At 71.2% G+C, this 17,364-nt stretch carries 17 protein-coding genes; 3 read left to right on the top strand and 14 right to left on the bottom strand.

The window, feature by feature from the left end:
• Window positions 1-61: 61 nt before the first annotated feature.
• The 5 genes from ABD333_RS13245 to ABD333_RS13225 all read right to left on the bottom strand — a co-directional run bounded on the left by ABD333_RS13245 (window position 62) and on the right by ABD333_RS13225 (window position 6,619).
• Window positions 62-1,114: a carbohydrate ABC transporter permease gene (locus tag ABD333_RS13245; RefSeq protein ID WP_344540846.1), complete on the bottom strand. Its 1,053-nt coding sequence runs from the start codon at window positions 1,112-1,114 to the stop codon at window positions 62-64.
• A complete protein-coding gene (locus ABD333_RS13240; protein ID WP_344540844.1) occupies window positions 1,111-2,694 on the bottom strand; it encodes an ABC transporter permease subunit in 1,584 nt (527 codons plus the stop codon). The genes ABD333_RS13245 and ABD333_RS13240 overlap by 4 nt, the downstream gene beginning before the upstream one ends.
• 37 nt (window positions 2,695-2,731) lie before the next feature.
• Window positions 2,732-4,051 (bottom strand): ABC transporter substrate-binding protein, encoded by a 1,320-nt coding sequence (locus ABD333_RS13235; RefSeq protein ID WP_344540842.1) that lies wholly within the window; start codon window positions 4,049-4,051, stop codon window positions 2,732-2,734.
• Between the two features lie 31 nt (window positions 4,052-4,082).
• Window positions 4,083-5,273: an ABC transporter ATP-binding protein gene (locus tag ABD333_RS13230; protein WP_344540841.1), complete on the bottom strand. Its 1,191-nt coding sequence runs from the start codon at window positions 5,271-5,273 to the stop codon at window positions 4,083-4,085.
• Window positions 5,274-5,509: 236 nt separating this feature from the next.
• On the bottom strand, window positions 5,510-6,619 hold the full coding sequence (locus ABD333_RS13225) for a M24 family metallopeptidase (protein WP_410558204.1): 1,110 nt from the start codon (window positions 6,617-6,619) through the stop codon (window positions 5,510-5,512).
• Window positions 6,620-6,813: 194 nt separating this feature from the next.
• Here ABD333_RS13225 and ABD333_RS13220 point away from each other — a divergent pair, with 194 nt between their 5' ends.
• From ABD333_RS13220 to ABD333_RS13210, 3 genes are all read left to right on the top strand, one after another.
• The gene (locus ABD333_RS13220) at window positions 6,814-7,734 is read left to right on the top strand and encodes a 5'-3' exonuclease (RefSeq protein WP_344540839.1); all 921 of its coding nucleotides are present in this window, start codon (window positions 6,814-6,816) and stop codon (window positions 7,732-7,734) included.
• Window positions 7,735-8,195: 461 nt separating this feature from the next.
• On the top strand, window positions 8,196-8,960 hold the full coding sequence (locus ABD333_RS13215; RefSeq protein WP_344540838.1) for a Crp/Fnr family transcriptional regulator: 765 nt from the start codon (window positions 8,196-8,198) through the stop codon (window positions 8,958-8,960).
• 89 nt (window positions 8,961-9,049) lie between these two features.
• Window positions 9,050-10,495 carry an RNB domain-containing ribonuclease gene (locus ABD333_RS13210; RefSeq protein WP_344540837.1) on the top strand — a complete coding sequence of 482 codons (1,446 nt, stop codon included), beginning with the start codon at window positions 9,050-9,052 and terminating at the stop codon, window positions 10,493-10,495.
• A gap of 10 nt (window positions 10,496-10,505) precedes the next feature.
• On the opposite strand, the gene ABD333_RS13205 is transcribed toward ABD333_RS13210, so the two are convergent.
• From ABD333_RS13205 to ABD333_RS13165, 9 genes are all read right to left on the bottom strand, one after another.
• Window positions 10,506-10,697, bottom strand: coding sequence for a hypothetical protein (locus ABD333_RS13205; protein ID WP_344540836.1), 192 nt, complete (start codon window positions 10,695-10,697; stop codon window positions 10,506-10,508).
• 167 nt (window positions 10,698-10,864) lie between these two features.
• Window positions 10,865-11,530 (bottom strand): biliverdin-producing heme oxygenase, encoded by a 666-nt coding sequence (locus ABD333_RS13200; protein WP_344540835.1) that lies wholly within the window; start codon window positions 11,528-11,530, stop codon window positions 10,865-10,867.
• Window positions 11,531-11,672: 142 nt separating this feature from the next.
• Window positions 11,673-11,984: a DUF2470 domain-containing protein gene (locus tag ABD333_RS13195; RefSeq protein WP_344540834.1), complete on the bottom strand. Its 312-nt coding sequence runs from the start codon at window positions 11,982-11,984 to the stop codon at window positions 11,673-11,675.
• Window positions 11,985-12,134: 150 nt separating this feature from the next.
• Window positions 12,135-12,257: a hypothetical protein gene (locus ABD333_RS13190; protein ID WP_344540833.1), complete on the bottom strand. Its 123-nt coding sequence runs from the start codon at window positions 12,255-12,257 to the stop codon at window positions 12,135-12,137.
• 46 nt (window positions 12,258-12,303) lie between these two features.
• Window positions 12,304-15,078, bottom strand: a complete 2,775-nt coding sequence (locus ABD333_RS13185) for a DEAD/DEAH box helicase (RefSeq protein WP_344540831.1) — start codon at window positions 15,076-15,078, stop codon at window positions 12,304-12,306.
• 85 nt (window positions 15,079-15,163) lie between these two features.
• Entirely contained in the window at window positions 15,164-15,712 is a 549-nt protein-coding gene (locus ABD333_RS13180) for a hypothetical protein (protein WP_344540830.1), read from the bottom strand.
• Window positions 15,713-15,842: 130 nt separating this feature from the next.
• Window positions 15,843-16,724, bottom strand: coding sequence for a twin-arginine translocase subunit TatC (gene tatC, locus ABD333_RS13175; protein WP_344540829.1), 882 nt, complete (start codon window positions 16,722-16,724; stop codon window positions 15,843-15,845).
• A 44-nt stretch (window positions 16,725-16,768) separates the two neighbouring features.
• Window positions 16,769-17,128, bottom strand: a complete 360-nt coding sequence (gene tatA, locus ABD333_RS13170) for a Sec-independent protein translocase subunit TatA (RefSeq protein ID WP_344540827.1) — start codon at window positions 17,126-17,128, stop codon at window positions 16,769-16,771.
• Between the two features lie 28 nt (window positions 17,129-17,156).
• Window positions 17,157-17,363 (bottom strand): hypothetical protein, encoded by a 207-nt coding sequence (locus ABD333_RS13165; RefSeq protein ID WP_344540826.1) that lies wholly within the window; start codon window positions 17,361-17,363, stop codon window positions 17,157-17,159.
• Window position 17,364 lies beyond the last annotated feature (1 nt).

Below are 17,364 nucleotides of genomic sequence, written 5' to 3'. Positions count from 1 at the left end.
CACAGGCCGGTCCACAGCCTGTGGGAAACGTGATACGCGTCACATTTAGTGCCACATGTCGTTACTTCACCGACCCGGCCAGGACGCCCTGGACGAAGTAGCGCTGGAAGGCGAAGAACACGATCAGCGGCACCACCAGCGACAGGAACGCCCCCGGCGCGATGATGTCGATGTTGGAGCCGAACTGCCGGACCTGCTGCTGGATCGCCACCGTCAGCGGCTGCGAGTCCCGGTTGGCGAAGATCAGCGCGATCAGCATGTCGTTCCACACCCACAGGAACTGGAAGATGCCCAGCGACGCGATCGCCGGCCCGCCCAGCGGGAAGATCACCCGCCGGAAGATCGTCCACTCGGTGCCGCCGTCCATCCGCGCCGCCTCCAGCAGGTCCCGCGGGATGGCGGCGAAGTAGTTGCGCAGCAGGAAGATCGCGAACGGCAGGCCGTAGGCGACGTGGAACAGCACCACGCCCGGGATCGACCCGAACATCTTGAAGCCGCCGACCTCGATCTTGCCGTAGAGCGAGGCGATCGGGATGAGGCCGACCTGGATCGGCACCACCAGCAGCCCGACGACGCCGAGGAACAGCCAGTCGCGCCCCGGGAACTCGATCCACGCGAACGCGTACGCCGCCAGCGCCGCGATCACCACCACCAGGACGGTCGTCGGCACCGTGATGAGGACCGTGTTCACGAACCCGGTCGTCATGTCGTCGTTGGACATGACGTCCTTGTAGTTGCGCAGCGTCAGCTCCGTCGGCTTGGTGAAGGCCTTCCACCAGCCGCTCTCGGTGTTGGACGCCTGGTCGCGCAGCGAGGCGATGAACAGGCCGATCGTCGGCACCAGCCAGACGAACCCGACCAGGATCAGGCCGGCCTGCACGGCGCCGCCGCCCAGCCGGTTCACGATCCGCGAGGCCACGCTCCGCCGCGGCGCGCCCGCCACTCCCCTGGCCCCCGGGCCTTTGCCGGTGGCCGGGGTCGTGCCAGGGGCCGTGGCCGCCGGGACCTCGGCCGCCGCTCCCCCGGTCGCCACGCCCTTGCCCGCCGGGTCCGCGCTCGTCGCGCCGCCGCCCGGCTTGGCGCCGTCGTCCGGCTTCGCGCTGTCGGTCGTCATGCCTGCTCCCGGCGGAATCGGCGGATGTTGAAGATCATCGCGGGCAGCACCAGGAGGAACAGCACGACCGCGATCGCGCTGCCCATGCCCTGGTCGGCCCCCTCGCCGGTGAACGACTTGAGGTACATCTGCAGCGCCAGCACGTTGGCGTCCTGCTGGGTCGCGCCCGGCGCGATGATGTAGACGAGGTCGAACACCTTCAGCACGTTGATGACGAGGGTGACCAGCACGACCACCAGCACGGGAGCCAGCAGCGGCATCGTCACCCGCCAGAACACCTGCAGCTCGGTGGCGCCGTCGACGCGCGCGGCCTCCAGGGCGTCGCGCGGGATCGCGGCCAGGCCCGCGCCGATCAGCACCATCGCGAAACCCGCCCACATCCAGATGTAGGCGCCGATGATGGACGCGGTGACCAGGCCCGACCCCAGCCAGTCGATGCCGTTGTAGGGCTCGGCGAAGTTGGAGGCGGCCAGCCGGACCGTGTACGACCCGGCCGGAAGGTCCTTGAACGCGAACGTCCCGTCGGCGGCCGAGGTGGCGGTCGCCGTCACCTTACCGCCCGAGACCGCCTCGACCTTGATCTTGCCGAGGCCCTTCTCGGGCGGGTCGACCTGGTTGGGCTTGGCCGCCGCGCCCGGGGTGAAGTCCGACCACACCGTGCCGGTGATGGTGCCCGGCCGCGCCGAGGCGGCCTTGGCGGCGCCCAGCGTCCGCTGCACCTCCGGCTTGACCGCGACCAGCGGCAGCAGCACCGTCTGGCCCGGCTGCACCTGGTCGCGGGTGACGTAGGCGGTGCCGTCCCCGGTCTTCTCGGTCTTCAGCGGCCCCCCGGCCTCGCGCGGGCGCACGCCCGGATAGGCCGACGACTCGTTGAACGTGTCGTGCACGCCGACGGCGACCGCGTTCAGCACGCCGCGTTCGGGTGCCCGGTCGTACACCAGCGTGAAGATGACGCCGGCGGCGAGCATCGAGATCGCCATCGGCATGAACACGATGAGCTTGAACGCCACCGCCCAGCGGATGCGCTCGGTCACCACCGCGAAGATCAGCCCGAGCGCCACGATGATGGACGGCGCCGCGATGACCCAGATGAGGTTGTTGCGGAACGCCGTATACGTCGGCGACTCGGTGGACAGCAGAGCCCACATCGCGATCAGGGCGATGGGCAAGGCCGCCAGAGTGATCCGGGCGCGCCGCCAGTCCACGATGCCCAGGTGGCCGGCGAAAATCGTGCCCGCTGCGACCAGCAGCACCAGGAACGTCACGACCAACTTGCCCGTGGTCGGGCCCCAGCCGATCGTGACGTCCTGGGTGAACATGTCGACGTAGTTGCCGAGACCCACCAGCTTGTCGCCGGAGCCGTCGTACAGGCTCCGCCACACCGTGTAGAAGATCGGGTAGACCACCAGCAGTCCGAGCACCAGCAGCGCCGGAAGGAGGAATCCTCCCGACATCCACGGCGCAGGGCCCAGCCGCCCGCCCTCCGCGGAGCGCCGAGGCTCCGCCTTCTGGGACAAGGCCTTCTCCGGCCGACCCCCCGAGGGCTCGGGCGCGGCCGGACTCTCGGGGGAGTCGGTCATGTTCTTGTTCTCCGTTGTCCCGTCGGTGTGATGCTCGTCAGCTCTTCAGTGCCTTGGTGGCGTCGCTCTCCAGCCCCGCCGCCGTGGCGTCCACGCTAGAGGGGTTCTTCAGGAAGTCCTGAAGGCGTTTCCACTCGCCCGCGCCCTTGGTGCCGCCGAAGGCCGCCGGGTAGAGGTCGGACATGTCGAACAGGAAGTCGTCGCCCGCGTCGATGACGGCCTTGGCGCTGGCGCGCTGGACGTCGTCGGGGTAGTTCGAAAGGTCGAGGGCCTTGTTGGGGGAGATGTAGCCGCCCGCCTTGGCCCAGGCTGCCGCCGCCTCGGGCGTGGCCAGGAACTTCATGAACTCCTGACTGCCCTTGTTGTCCTTCAGCATGACCGCGGCGTCACCGGCGCCGACCAGCGGCGGCTTGGCCCCGGTCTTGGGGAACGGGAAGGTGAGCGCGTCGGTTCCGACCTTGGACTTGGTCTCGGAGATGTTGGCCGAGACAACGTCGGCGCCCGACAGCATGGCGGCCTTGGGCTCGCTGCCGAACACGTCGGTGACTGCCTTGTCCATGAGCAGGCTGTTGGCCCCGGCCGCGCCGCCGGCCATGTAGTTGGGCTTGCTCCAGATTTCGGCGAGGGTCTTCAGCGCCTGCTTGACCGACGGATCGGTCCACTTGATCTCGTGCTTGGACAGCTGGCGGTACTTCTCCACCCCGGCCTGCGAGGCGTAGACGTTCTCGAACCAGTCGGTGAGCGTCCAGCCGTCACCGCCCGCGATCGCCAGCGGGGTGGAGCCGGCGTCCGACAACGTTTGGACGGTCTTGACGAACCCGGCCCAGTCGGCCGGCGGCTGCACGCCGGCGTCCTGGAACGCCTTGGTGCGGTACCAGACCAGCGACTTGTTCCCGGCCTTGAAGTACAGGCCGTACATCTTGCCGTCGGCGGTGCCGAAGTCCTGCCAGACCTTGCTGAAGTTCTGCTTGGCGGCGGCCTGGACCTCAGGGCCGAGCTCCTTGATCCAGCCTTTCTTGGCGAACTCGGCGATGACGCCCTGCTGCGGGAGCATCGCCACGTCCGGCGGCGCACCGCCCTGGATCTTGGTCTGGAGGAAGGTGGCGGTGTTGTCGCCGGTCGGGGTCAGCCTCGTAGTCGCGCCGGTCTTCTTGGAGAAGGCGTCGAGCACCTTTTTGAAGCCGGCGCCCTCGGCGCCGGTCCACACGGCGGCCACTTCGATCGTGACGCCCTTCAGCGTCTGGCCGCCGGAGTCACCGCCCTTGTCATCGGAGTCACCGCCGCAGCCCGCGAGGGCGATGAGCAGGCCGGTCGCGAGGGCGGTGCCCCGCATCACGGCAAAACGGTTGCTGCGCATTCGTTTCCTTCCTGGACGACGGTGCGCCCGATCACCAGATCGAGGCACCGCTCTCGGGGTCGAAAAAGTGCAGACGGCCGGTCTCGACATGGATGTCGAGCGGGTCGCCGACCTTCACCCGGGTCCGCGGACTGAAACGCGCGACCATGTCGGTGCGCGGAGCGTCCAGCGAACCGAGCACGTCGGTGCCCGCGTCCCGTGCCAGCTCCTTGGTGTCCTCGGTGACGACCTGAGCGGCCTCGACCGCGAAGTGCACCAGGACGTCCGAGCCCATCGCCTCCACGAGCTCCGCGGTGGAGCGCAGGCGCGCCCCGTCCGCGGTCTCCGCGAGCTCGGCGTCCTCCATGTCCTCGGGACGGATCCCGACGACGACCTCGCGCCCCTGGTAGGCGCGCAGGCCCTCGCGGTCCCGCAGCACCTCCCGCGGCAGCGTGAGGTGCTGGCCGCCGACCGCCAGACCCGGGTTCTCCGCGTCGGCGTTCAGCGTGCCCTGCAGCAGGTTCATGGCCGGTGAGCCGATGAAGCCGGCGACGAACAGGTTGGCCGGCCGGTCGTAGAGCTCCTGTGGCGGTGCCACCTGCTGGAGCTCTCCCTTCTTCATCACCGCGACCCGGTCGCCGAGCGTCATCGCCTCGGTCTGGTCGTGGGTGACGTAGATCGTGGTGACGCCGAGGTCGCGCTGGATGCGGGCGATCTCGGCGCGCATCTGGACGCGGAGCTTGGCGTCCAGGTTGGACAGCGGCTCGTCCATCAGGAACGCCTGGGGCTCGCGCACGATCGCGCGGCCCATCGCGACCCGCTGCCGCTGGCCGCCCGACAGGTTGCGGGGCTTGCGGCCCAGGTGGTCGGTAAGGCCGAGGATCTCGGCGGCGCGGTCGACCTTGGCGCGGATCTCGGCCTTGGGCAGCTTGCGCAGCGACAGGCCGAAGCCGATGTTGTCGCGCACCGACAGGTGCGGGTAGAGCGCGTAGCTCTGGAACACCATCGCCACGTCGCGGTCGCGGGAGGGGATCCGGTTCACCACCCGGTCGCCGATCGTGACCTCGCCCTCGGAGATCTCCTCCAGTCCCGCCACCATCCGCAGCGCGGTCGTCTTGCCGCATCCGGACGGCCCGACCAGGACGAGGAACTCCCCGTCGGCGATGGCCAGATTCAGGTCGGTCACGGCCCGGGTCCCGTCGGGATAGACCTTCCCGACGCCCGTCAGCGCCACCTCTGCCACGGCGTCTCCTCTTCGTCCGGCACCTCTGGGGACATGTGTCCGTGACCCCGGCGGAACAAGGATTTACGTCGTACATCGCAGCGTGGCCGAGCCGCAACCGGGACACCACGTACTGACACATTTGGTGCAGAGATCGTTATCTGTCCGTCCGCCGAACGGCGACGAGGGCGGACCGCCGTGGATCCGCCCTCGTTCCCTGCCCGCGCCGTGCCCGCGCCGAGCCCGGTGCGCCCGGGTCAGCCGACGATGACCACGTCCCGGTCGGTGGTGTTCATCCGGTCGGCGCCGTCCTCGGTGCACACCACGATGTCCTCGATCCGGGCGCCGTGCGCCCCCGGGTAGACGCCGGGCTCGATCGAGAACGCCATCCCGGGTTCGAGCGGCTCGGTGTTGCCCGCGACGATGTAGGGCTCCTCGTGGCTCTCCAGGCCGATGCCGTGGCCGGTGCGGTGGAAGAAGTACTCGCCGTACCCGGCCGCGGCGATGACGTCGCGTCCGGCGGCGTCGACGGCCTCGGGCGTCACACCCGGCTTCACCGCGTCGCAGGAGGCCTGCTGCGCCTCCCGGAGCACGCGGTAGTACGCCAGGTAGTCGTCCGGCGGGGTCCCGATGCAGTAGTTGCGGGTCGAGTCGGAGCAGTAGCCGCTGGGCATGGTGCCGCCGATGTCGACCACGACCGGCTCGCCCGGCTGGATCACGCGGTCCGACAGCTCCGCGTGGGGGTTGGCGCCGTTCGGGCCGGAGCCGACGATGACGAAGTCCACCGTCTCGTGGCCCTCGGCGATGATGGCGTCGGCGATGTCGCGGCCCACCTCGCGTTCGGTGCGGCCGGGCTTGAGGAGCTCCGGCACGCGGCGGTGCACCCGGTCGATCGCGGCGCCCGCCTCGCGCAGCGCCTCGACCTCGGCGGGGCTCTTGCGCATGCGCAGCTCCCGCAGCACCGTCCCGGCGAGGACCTGCTCGGCGTCCGGCAGCGCGGCGCGGAAGCGCAGCGCCATCATCGCCCACATCCGGTCGGCCAGGCCCACCGAGCCCACCGAGCCCGGCAGCCGCCCGGCGACCAGCGCGTAGGGGTCGTCGGTCTCGTCCCAGGGCACCACCTCCACGCCCAGCTCACCGGCGGGCGACTCCTGCGCCGCGGGCAGCTCAAGGCGGGGCACCACCAGGAACGCCTCGCCCGACGAAGGCACCACCAGGCAGGTGAGCCGCTCCAGCGGCAGCGCGTTGTAGCCCGTCACGTACCGCAGATCGGGCCCCGGTGTCAGCAGCAGCGCGCCCAGCCCCGCCTCGGCCGTCGCCTGCTGCACACGTGAAAGCCGCTCACGCGGATACAACTCCGTCGTCACATCCGTCTCCATTCCGCTTCGGACGGGAACCAGCATCCCAGGCACCAGGATGACAAGCGCCGCCGCGTCCCCGTACGCCGGGCTCGGATCCGGCGGCGGGCACGGCGGGCACGGGTGGCCGGCGGGCACGGCGGCCCCGGCGCGCAGGGCGGGACCGCCGCGGGCCAGGCGCAGGACATGGCACGATGAGGCCTATGAGCGGGCTCATGCTGCTGGACACGCCGTCGTTGTACTTCCGCGCCTTCTTCGGGGTGCCCGAATCGATCAAGGCGCCGGACGGGACGCCCGTCAACGCGGTCCGGGGGCTGATCGACATGATCGCCCGGCTGGTGCAGGACCGCTCCCCCGACCGTCTGGTCTGCTGCATGGACGCCGACTGGCGGCCGGCGTTCCGCGTCGCGGCGCTGCCCTCCTACAAGGCGCACCGGGTGGCCGAGGACGGCGGTGACCAGACCCCCGACCCGCTGGAGGCGCAGCTGCCCATCATCGACGCGGTGCTGGACGCCGTCGGGCTGGCGCGGATCGGCGTGCCCGGCTACGAGGCCGACGACGTCATCGGCACGCTCGCGGTGCGCGGCGCCGAGCGCGGCCCGGTCGACATCGTCACCGGCGACCGCGACCTGTTCCAGCTCGTCGACGAGCGCGGGCCGGTCCTGGTGCTCTACACCGCCCGCGGCATCCGCAACCTCCAGATCATGGGCGAGAAGGAGGTCGCCGGCAAGTACGGCATCCCCGGCCGCGGCTACGCCGACTACGCGACGCTGCGCGGCGACCCCAGCGACGGGCTGCCGGGCGTACCGGGCATCGGCGACAAGACCGCCGCCGCGCTGATCACCCGTTTCGGCTCGATCGAGGGGGTCGTCGCCGCCCTGGAGTCCGGCACCGTCGAGGGTTTCCCGGCCGGCGCCCGCAAGCGGCTGGAGAGCGCCCGCGACTACCTCACCGCCGCCGAGACCGTGGTCCGGGTCGTCACCGACATCGCCTCCCCCGAGCTGCGCGAGCTCGACGACACGCTGCCCGGCACGCCGCGCGACCCCGAGGCGCTGGTCGAGCTCGCCGACCGCTGGGGCCTGGAGAGCCCGGTGAACCGGCTGCTCAACGCCCTCAGCTCCTGACCGCGGGGCGCGCCCGGCCGGTCCCGCGGCAGGCTCGGGCCGGCCTGCCGGCAGGCGGGGGCCGCCCACTGTGTCAGGTGACGCAGACTAGGTGTCCCCACGGGCGCAACATCGTGATCAGTGGCGGGTTTTGCTGGACGGGTGAGCAGGACGACCGCACCGCCGCTGGAGGGTCATGGACATGCCGCCGCCCGGCGCCCGCGCGTCCGCCCCGTGAACGGCCGGTACCCGCGGCGCTGGGCCTCACCGCCCCACTCCCCCCGGCTGTCGCGGGTGCCGGCTCCACAAAATGCCCGGCTTCCGGGTATTCGGCCGCATAACCGCCCCCGATGTGGTCCATCTGACCCCGCGCAATGGCGCGCACGGCCTTGCCAGACCCCCTCGCCCGATTGTCCACTGGAATGGACTCCATCCCGACCCGCGAGCCTCCGTCGCCGGAGCGCTCAGAAAACGGACCCCTGGTGACCGAAAGGAACTCCCCGCCGCGCGGTACCCCGCCCGCCGCCGCCGCACACGACAACGCCCACTCCGCCTGGGACGGCTTCTGGAACGCCCTGGACGACCCCCAGCGCACCGCGCTGCGCCAGGTGGCCCGCCCGCGCGGCTACGCCGCCCGATCCCCGCTGTGCTACCAGGGCGAGGAATCGGACCACATCATCATCATCAACGACGGCTGGGCCAAGGTCACCTCGGCCACCGAGGACGGGCACGACGTCGTCCTGGCCGTCCGCGGCCCCGGCGACCTGGTCTGCGAGAGCGCCGTGCTGGGCAGCCGCCGCCGGTCGGCGACCGTCACCGCCCTCAGCCCGCTGTCGGCGCTGGTGATCCCCGCCGCCCGCTTCACCGCGTTCCTGGACGCCCATCCCCGCGTGTGGATGCTGGTCAGCAGCACCCTGGTCCGGCGCCAGGACGACGCCGACCGGCGCCTGCAGGCACACGTGTCCGCCAAGGGCACCCAGCGGCTCGCGCTCCTGCTGGCCGACCTCGCCGAGCTGTCGGCCAAACGGTGCCCGCCCAGCCGCGACGGCAGCATCGACATCGCGCCGCCGCTGTCGCAGGAAGAGCTGGGCAGCTGGATGGACGCCTCCCGCGAGACCGTCGCCCGCGCGCTGAGCGACCTGCGCGGCAACGGGCTGGTACGCACCGGATGGCGCCGCATCACCGTGGTCGATCTGCGGGGGCTGCGGGAGTTCGCGCACACCCCGGCCGCGTCGGGCACGCGTTGACGGCCACCGAGGAGGACTCCGGCCGGATTTGCCCGCGGCACCGGTGTCCTTTGCCCGCCGTTGCCGGGCCGCCCCTCTACGCTCGTGGCGTGCCCCAACGGTCGATACGCCTCCGTACCGAGGAGGCCGACAGCGAGGTCCGCGCCGGCCTGGGCCGCATCCGGGAGGAGTTCGCGGTGCCCGGCGCCTTCCCGGCGGCGGTCACGGCCGAGGCGGTCCGGGCGGCGCGGCACTCGCCCGAGCCAGCGCCGGACGTCTCGGAGCTGCCGTTCTTCACCCTGGACCCGCCAGGGTCGATGGATCTCGACCAGGCCATGCACCTGGAACGGCGCGCGGAGGGCTACCGCGTGCACTACGCCATCGCCGACGTCGTCTCGTTCGTCCGGCCGGGCGGCGCCGTCGACACCGAGTCGCACGCCCGCGGCGTCACGCTCTACCTGCCCGACGCCAGGGTGCCGCTGCATCCGTCGGAGCTGTCGGAAGGGGCGGCCAGCCTCCTGCCCGGTCAGCGGCGTCCCGCCGTCGTATGGACGATCGACCTCGGCGGCGACGGGGAGATCACCGCTGTGGACGTCGCGCGGCGGCTGGTGACCAGCGGCGAGCGCCTCGACTACGCGGGCGCGCAGCGTGACGCCGCCGCCGACCCGCGCCTCGCGCTGCTCGCCGAGATCGGCACGCTGCTGCTGCGGGCGGAGGCCGAACGGGGCGGCGTCAGCCTTCCGCTGCCCGAACAGGAGGTCGTCCGGCGGGACGGCGGCTGGGGGCTTGCGTTCCGCGGCGGGCTGCCGAGCGAGGCGTGGAACGCGCAGATCTCGCTGCTCACCGGCCGGGCGGCGGCCCGGCTCATGCTGGACGGCGGGATCGGGCTGCTGCGCACGATGCCGCCGCCGCCGGCCGAGGCGGTCGCCCGGCTGCGCCGGTCCGCGACGGCGCTCGGCATCGGCTGGCCGGACGGCCGCTCGTACGGCGAGGTCGTCCGCGGTCTGGACCCGTCCGACTCCCGGCACGCGGCGTTCCTGCACGAGGCGGTCGGGCTGATGCGCGGCGCCGGCTACACCGCCTTCGACGGCACCGGACCGAAGGAGACCGGGCCGGACGCGGCGGCACTGGAACACGCGGCCGTCGCCGCGCCCTACGCGCATGTCACCGCGCCGCTGCGCCGCCTGGCCGACCGCTACGCCACCGAGATCTGCCTGGCGCTGACGGCGGGCGGCGAGATCCCCGGCTGGGTGCGGTCCGCGCTGCCGGGGCTGCCCGACCTCATGCGGCGGAGCCTGCAGCGCGGCGCGTCGGTCGACCGCGCCTGCGTCGACCTCGTCGAGGCGCTCCTGCTGCGCGACCACGTGGGCGAGGTGTTCGACGCGGTGGTGGTGGACGTGTCGGGGAACGGCTCGGGCGGCCTCGTCCAGTTGCTGAGCCCGGCCGTGCTGGCGCGCTGTGACGGGGACGGACTGCCGCTGGGCGATCCCGTGCGGGTCCGCCTGGTGGAGTCCGACCCCGTCCGCCGTCAGGTCCGGTTCGTCCCGGCGGCCTGACGGCGCGGCGTCACCGCCTGCGGGTGCGCGACCAGGAGCGGCCGCGCCAGCCGGTGGAGGTGCCGACTCCCGCCATGTGGAGGGCGAGCAGCAGCAGGCCCACCACGATGAGGGTCTGGTAGTTGAGAGCGTCCGACGCGTAGTCGGCCAGGTCGAGGAGCAGGGCGATACCGAAGACGATCGCCGCGACGATCGCGAGCATGGTGACCTCCTGATAAGGCGTATCCCCCGAACGCATAGGCGGGATGTCCGGAAAACGGCCTTTCAAACCCGGGCCGGGTTCCGGCCAGCCGGAGCCGCGGTCAAGGTCCTGGTCAGGCGGTCCCAGTCAGGGGTCCTGGTCGGGCGGCGCTGGTCAGGCGGCGCTGGTCAGGCGGCGGGCTCGATGTGCAGCTCGCGGCTCAGCTCGGCGGTGACCTCGGCGTTCAGGCGGTACGCGAGCTTCACCTCGGCGATGATCCGGGCGCGTTCGCGCTCGTCCCAGGGCGCGGCGTCGAGCAGGGCACGGTAACGGTCCTTGTAGCCCTTGGGCTTGCCCGGGAAGCGGTAGAACCGCACCCCGTCGTCCCCGGCGTCGATGCCGAGAGAACGCTCCACCTGGCGGGCGATGTACTGGCCGCCGGAGAGGTCGCCGAGGTACCGCGTGTAGTGATGGGCGACGAAACCCCCCGCCCAGTCGAAGCAGACCTCTCCCACGCGGTCGCAATAACGCCGGGTGGCCTCGTTGGGGACGATCCGTTCGGCCCAGTCAGGCCCGTAGAAGAAGGCGAGATCGGCCTGCAGGGCCGTGCGCCGGCGCAGATCGCCGAAGTCGAACGCGGCGGCCACGGGATCATCGGCCATCCGGTCGGCGGCCTGCTCCAGCAGGTCGTACACGTGGTAGAGCTGCGCCACCAGCGGCGCGTACTCGGCCCGTCCGAGCCGCCCCTCGACCAGGGCGCTCATGTACGACGAACCCTCGTTGTCCCCGTGGTCGCCCCAGGTCGCGGTACGCAACGCCACCGAGAACTCCTGGCCGGCCTCGACCGCTCCCATGCACATCCCCTTCGCTCGTCCACACGACCCGATCGAGAGTTAGGTTAGCCTCACCTAACTCCGAACGGAAGGGGTCGCCGTCCACGTTTCCGACGCCATGTCGGCTACTTTACCGACACGTCGTCGGAAACACCAGGACGGCTCAGCGGCCGTCGCGCGGGGCCATCCCGAGGATCCCGCGCGCCTCGTCCGACATCCGGACCACCTCGCGGCGCACCTGGATCCGCTCGGTCAGCCGCTCGCTCCACGCGATCCGCACCGGCACCTCCGCTCCCCCGACCACGGCGACGAAGTCGATCCCCTCGGCGTCCATCCCGCTCATCAGCGCCGACTCGGCGTCCGGCCGGCCGCCCAGCGCCTGGACGATCATCCGCGAGTCACCGGCGTGGTCCTCGTTCATGTGCCGCATGATCTGCGCCACCACGTCGGCGGTGAAGGGGTCGGTCTCGCTCACGGGCTCTGCCTCTCATGCTCGGTGCCGCGCCGTCACGGATCGCGGTCAGGCAACCCTAACCTCCCGGCGCGGCACGCGGCCGCGTCAGGAACCCGGCCGCGTCGGCACCCGGCCGCGTCGGCACCCGGCGGCGTCAGGCGCCCGGCGGCGTCAGCGGCGTGGGTCGCGGCGCCCCAGATAGAACAGGGCGGCCAGCACCAGGACGGCCAGCCCGGCGACCAGGACGAGCACCCCGATCACCGTCGATCCCTCGGCCATGTCATCCACCTCCATGAGCGCCCCTTTCCCGAATGAGGGCGCCCATGCGCTCGGGGAGGAATCAGGTCACCGAGGAGTAGGCGACGACACCGCGCCGCATCGCGTCCATGGCCTTGCGGGCGGTCTTGCGGATGTGGCCGTTCTCCGGCGCCGCGTCGGTGACCTGCCCCAGCAGGTCCAGGAGCTGCTTGACCGCGCGCACGAAGTCACCCGCGGTCATGCCGGTCTCCAGCAGCACCTCGTCGAGGTCGTGACCCTTGGCCCACCGGTAGGCGGTCCAGGCGAATCCGAGGTCGGGCTCACGCAGGAACGACACGCGGTTGTCCTTCTCGATGGCGTCGAGCTCACCCCACAGCCGCACCATGGCGGCCAGCGCGTTCTGCGCCGCGCCGGCGGGCGTCTTGGGCGGCGCCGCGTCGTCGGGCTGCCGCGACTCGTACACCAGGGCCGAGACGCAGGCCGCCAGCTCGGCGTGGTCGAGCCGCTCCCAGAGCCCGGCGCGCAGGCTCTCGGCCGTCAGCAGGTCCAGCTCGTTGTAGATGCGGCCGAGGCGGCGGCCCTCGTCGGTCACCGTGTCGCCGTCGAGGTAGCCGAGCTGCTGCAGCACCGCGCACACCCGGTCGAACGTGCGCGCGATGACCTGCGAGCGGCCCTCGACACGGCGGCGCAGCTGCTCGGTCTCACGCTGCAACCGGAAGTACCGTTCGGCCCAGCGCGCGTGGTCCTCGCGTTCGTCGCAGCCGTGCACCGGGTGCTGCCGCAGCTCGGCGCGCAGCCGCGTGATCTCGGCGTCGTCGGTGGCCTTGGACTCGCCCCGGCCGCCGCCGCGCCCGCGCTCCTGCACGTCCTCGGGAAGCTTGTTGCGCAGCGTGGAGGCCAGGTCGCGGCGCGCCTGCGGGTTGCGCGGGCTGAACGACTTGGGGATGCGGATGCGCTCGATCGGCTCGACCGGGCGCGGGAAGTCCAGGATCGACAGCCGCTGCACCGACCGGTTGATGGTGAGCACGAGCGGGGCGGGCCCGTCGGAACGTTTGCCGATACCGGGGTCCAGCACCACCGCGACGCCGGACCGGCGGCCGCTGGGCACCAGGATGACGTCGCCCGGCCGCAGGTGCTCCAGCGACCGGGCGGCCTCGGCCCGCCGCTCGGAGGACCGCTCGCGGGCCAGCTCGGCCTCGCGGTCCGACAGCCTGCGGCGCAGCGCCGCGTACTCCATGAAGTCGCCCAGGTGGCACGTGGCGGCCTTGGCGTAGCCCTCCAGCGCCTCCTCGTTCTTGTGGACCTGCCGGGCCAGGCCGACGACGGCGCGGTCGGCCTGGAACTGGGCGAACGACTCCTCCAGCAGGGTGCGGGCACGCTCGATGCCGACCGCGCCGACCAGGTTGACGGCCATGTTGTAGGACGGCTGGAAGCTGGAGTTGAGCGGGTAGGTGCGGGTGCTGGCCAGGCCCGCCACCGAGCCGGGGTCGACGCTGGGGTTCCACAGGACGACGGCGTGGCCCTCGACGTCGATCCCGCGGCGGCCGGCGCGCCCGGTGAGCTGCGTGTACTCCCCCGGCGTCAGGTCGACATGGGCCTCGCCGTTCCACTTGTCGAGCTTCTCGATCACCACGGTGCGGGCCGGCATGTTGATGCCCAGCGCCAGCGTCTCGGTGGCGAACACCGCCCGGATCAGTCCCCGGGTGAACAGCTCCTCGACGATCTCCTTGAACGTCGGGAGCATCCCGGCGTGGTGGGCGGCGACGCCGCGTTCGAGGCCGGCCAGGAAGTCGTCGAAGCCGAGGATGCGCAGATCATCGGGAGCGATGTCGGCGGTCCGCAGCTCGGCGTGGGCGCGGATCTCCTCGGCCTCCTCCCGGGAGGTCAGCCGCACGCCCGCGTACAGGCACTGCATGACGGCGGCGTCGCACCCGGCCCGGCTGAAGATGAACGTGATGGCCGGCAGCAGCCCGGCGCGGTCGAGCCGTTCGATCACGTCCGAACGCGCGGGCGGGCGGTACCGCTCCGGCCGCGCGGTGCGGCGCCGTCCGGTGCGGCGACCCTGGTTGATCTTGTTGCGGCGGACCTCGTCGAGCGCGATCCGGCGCAGCTCCGGATTGACCTTGGCCTGCCGGTCGCGGCCCTTCCCGGTGTCGACGAACAGGTCGTAGAGGCGGGTACCGACCAGCATGTGCTGGAATAGCGGCACCGGCCGGTGCTCGTCGACGATCACGGCGGTGTCGCCGCGCACCTCCTGCAGCCACTCGCCGAACTCCTCGGCGTTGCTGACGGTCGCCGACAGGGCCACGATCCGCACCGAGTCGGGAACGTGGATGATCACTTCTTCCCAGACCGCCCCGCGGAACCGGTCGGCCAGGTAGTGCACCTCGTCCATGACCACGAACGCCAGCCCGGCCAGGGTCTGCGACCCCGCGTACAGCATGTTGCGGAGCACCTCGGTGGTCATCACGACGATCGGGGCCTCGCCGTTGACGCTGTTGTCGCCGGTGAGCAGCCCCACCTTCTCAGGGCCGTAGCGTTTGACCAGGTCGGCGTACTTCTGGTTCGACAGTGCCTTGATCGGCGTGGTGTAGAAGCACTTCTGCCCGCCCGTCAGGGCCAGGTGGACGGCGAACTCCCCCACCACGGTCTTGCCCGAGCCGGTGGGCGCCGCGACCAGCACCCCGCTGCCGCCCTCCAGGGCACGGCACGCCTCCAGCTGGAACTTGTCCAGGCCGAAGTCGTAGAGGGTCTGGAAGTCCAGGAGTGCCGGCCCGTTGCCGGCGGTACGCCTTCGATAGGCGGCGTACCGCTCGGACGGGCTCTCGTCGGCCGACGACGCGTCGGGGGTGGTCATATACCGAGCCTACGGTTTCGACCGGCCCGATACCCAATTCAGGGGTTCGATCAGGCGAACCGGGGCGGGGGGAGCGTTTCCGCGGTCACTTCCAGGACGTGCAGCTCTGTGCCCAGAAGTTCTTGGCGCAGCCGCGGACGACCAGCGCGCCCACCGGTATCTGCTTCCAGTAGAAGTACTTCTTCTTCCCCTTGCCGTTGGCGCACCAGGCCTTCGCCGCGACCTCCTGCCACTTCCAGCCGTGGTGCTTGTAGTGCTTGCGGAACCGCAGGCCCGGGCATGCGCTGCGCTTGTCGTTCTTGGTGTCGTAGGTGGTGACGCTGACCGAGGCCGAGTGCCCCTCCCAGCTGTTCCAGCAGATCTTCGCGACGACCACCACGCCGGCCCGCTGCGGCTTGGCCCAGCGGCACCCGCTTCCCTTGGCCTGCGCCGGTGCGGGCCCGGACGTGACGACCGGCGCGGCTTGCACGTCACCGCGGGCGTCATGAGCGGACACCGACGCCGACGCGGACGTGGGGGCGGACGCCGACGCGGACGCCGACGGTGACGCGGACGCGGGGGCCGCCAGCCCTGCGGTCGCGATGGCGATGCCCGCGGCACCCGCGGCGATCCTCGCCCGGTGAATGACGTTCATCGAGACTCCCATCCAGAGATCAATCTGGACGGGGAGTCAAACAGCCGGCCGTCTCCGGCCCGTCTCGGTCTCGTCTCCGGCCCGTCTCACGCGCCGGTCGCCGAGCGGATGCGCCCGGCCGCGCGGCCGGTCAGCGGCGGCGGTCGCCGCGGGTCTGCTCCTCGCGCTCCAGCTCGGCGTCGATCTCCTCCAGGTCGAGCGGGGAGATCTCGTCGTCCGACAGGCCCGCGTCGGGATCGGGGCGCCGGGCCTTGCGCCGGTCGTTGAGGAACGCCAGCACCGCCGACACCTCGAACAGCACCACGGTCGGCAGGGCCAGCGCCAGCATGGTGAACGGGTCGGCGCTCGGAGTCGCGACCGCGCTGAACACGAAGATCCCGAAAATGATCATCCGCTGGGAGCGGCGGATACGGGCCGAGCTCAGCACCCCGGCCAGGTTGAGGATCACCACGAACAGCGGCAGCTCGAACGTCAGGCCGAAGACCAGCAGCATCGCCAGCACGTAGCCGAGGTAGTGGTCGACCGTGATGAGCGCCGAGACGTCGTCGGGCACGAAGCCCAGGAAGATCGACAGGCCCTTGTCGACCGTGATGTAGGCCAGCGCCGTACCGACGAAGAACAGCGGGATGGCCACGCCCATGAACACGTAGGTCCACCGGCGCTCCCGCCGGTACAGGCCCGGCGCCACGAACGCCCACAGCTGGAACAGCCACACCGGCGAGGAGATCACCATGCCGATGATGAAAGCGATCTTGAGCCGCAGGAAGAACGACGAGAAGATCCCGTTGACGACCAGGGAGCACGTCTTGCCGTTCAGGTCCTTGGACTGCGGCAGGGAGCAGTAGGGCTCCTTGAGGAAGTCCCAGACCGGCTCGAAGAAGATCCACCCGATCACCGTGCCGGCGAGCAGGGCGAGAATCGCCTTGATCAGACGGTTGCGCAGCTCACGGAGGTGGTCCATGAGCGGCATGCGGCCCTCGGGGTTGGCGGCCTCGTTGCTCAGCGTCTTCATGGTCGTGGGGGGTGGCTCGGACCCGTCCTTGCGCTAGGGGGAGGTCAGGAGTGGCGCGTACGGCTGGGGTCGACGGGCACGCCCTGGATGGGCTCGGCCGGGGGAAGGGCGCCCTGCGACCGCGGCGCGGCGTCTCCGGCGGCGGCCTCGCGCTCCAGGCGGGCGGCCTCGGCCCGCAGCTGGGCGGCGCGGTCGCGCGCGGCGTCCTGCGCGGCGGTGTCCTCGGCCGGGGCGGACTTGCCCTCGGGCTGCTCGTCGTCGTCGCGCAGGCCCTTGGTCTCGGCCTTGAGAATCCGGGCCGACTTGCCAAGGGAGCGCGCGAGCTGCGGCAACTTCGCCGACCCGAAGATCAGAACGACGACCAGCAGAATGATCAGCAGCTCGGGGGTCCCGATGTTCGGCATGCGCAATCCTTTTCAGAGCAGGCGGTACTCAGGTCGATCGTACGCCGTCTTCGGGGTCTTGTGTCTCCCGTGCGTCCTTGAGTATCCGAAGTTCATCCTGCAACGCGGAGTGTTTCGGCTCAAGACGCCGACGGGTTCGATCAAGTTCACGCCCCAGCCGGCGAACGCCCAGGTAGACCTTGAAACCACAGTAGGCGAGGACGGCCAGGCCGACGAAGCCCAGCACCACCGCCATC

It is taken from the genome of Actinomadura fulvescens, from assembly GCF_039533225.1.
GTDB lineage: Bacteria > Actinomycetota > Actinomycetes > Streptosporangiales > Streptosporangiaceae > Spirillospora > Spirillospora fulvescens.
This window is presented reverse-complemented; position numbering and strand designations above follow the sequence as displayed.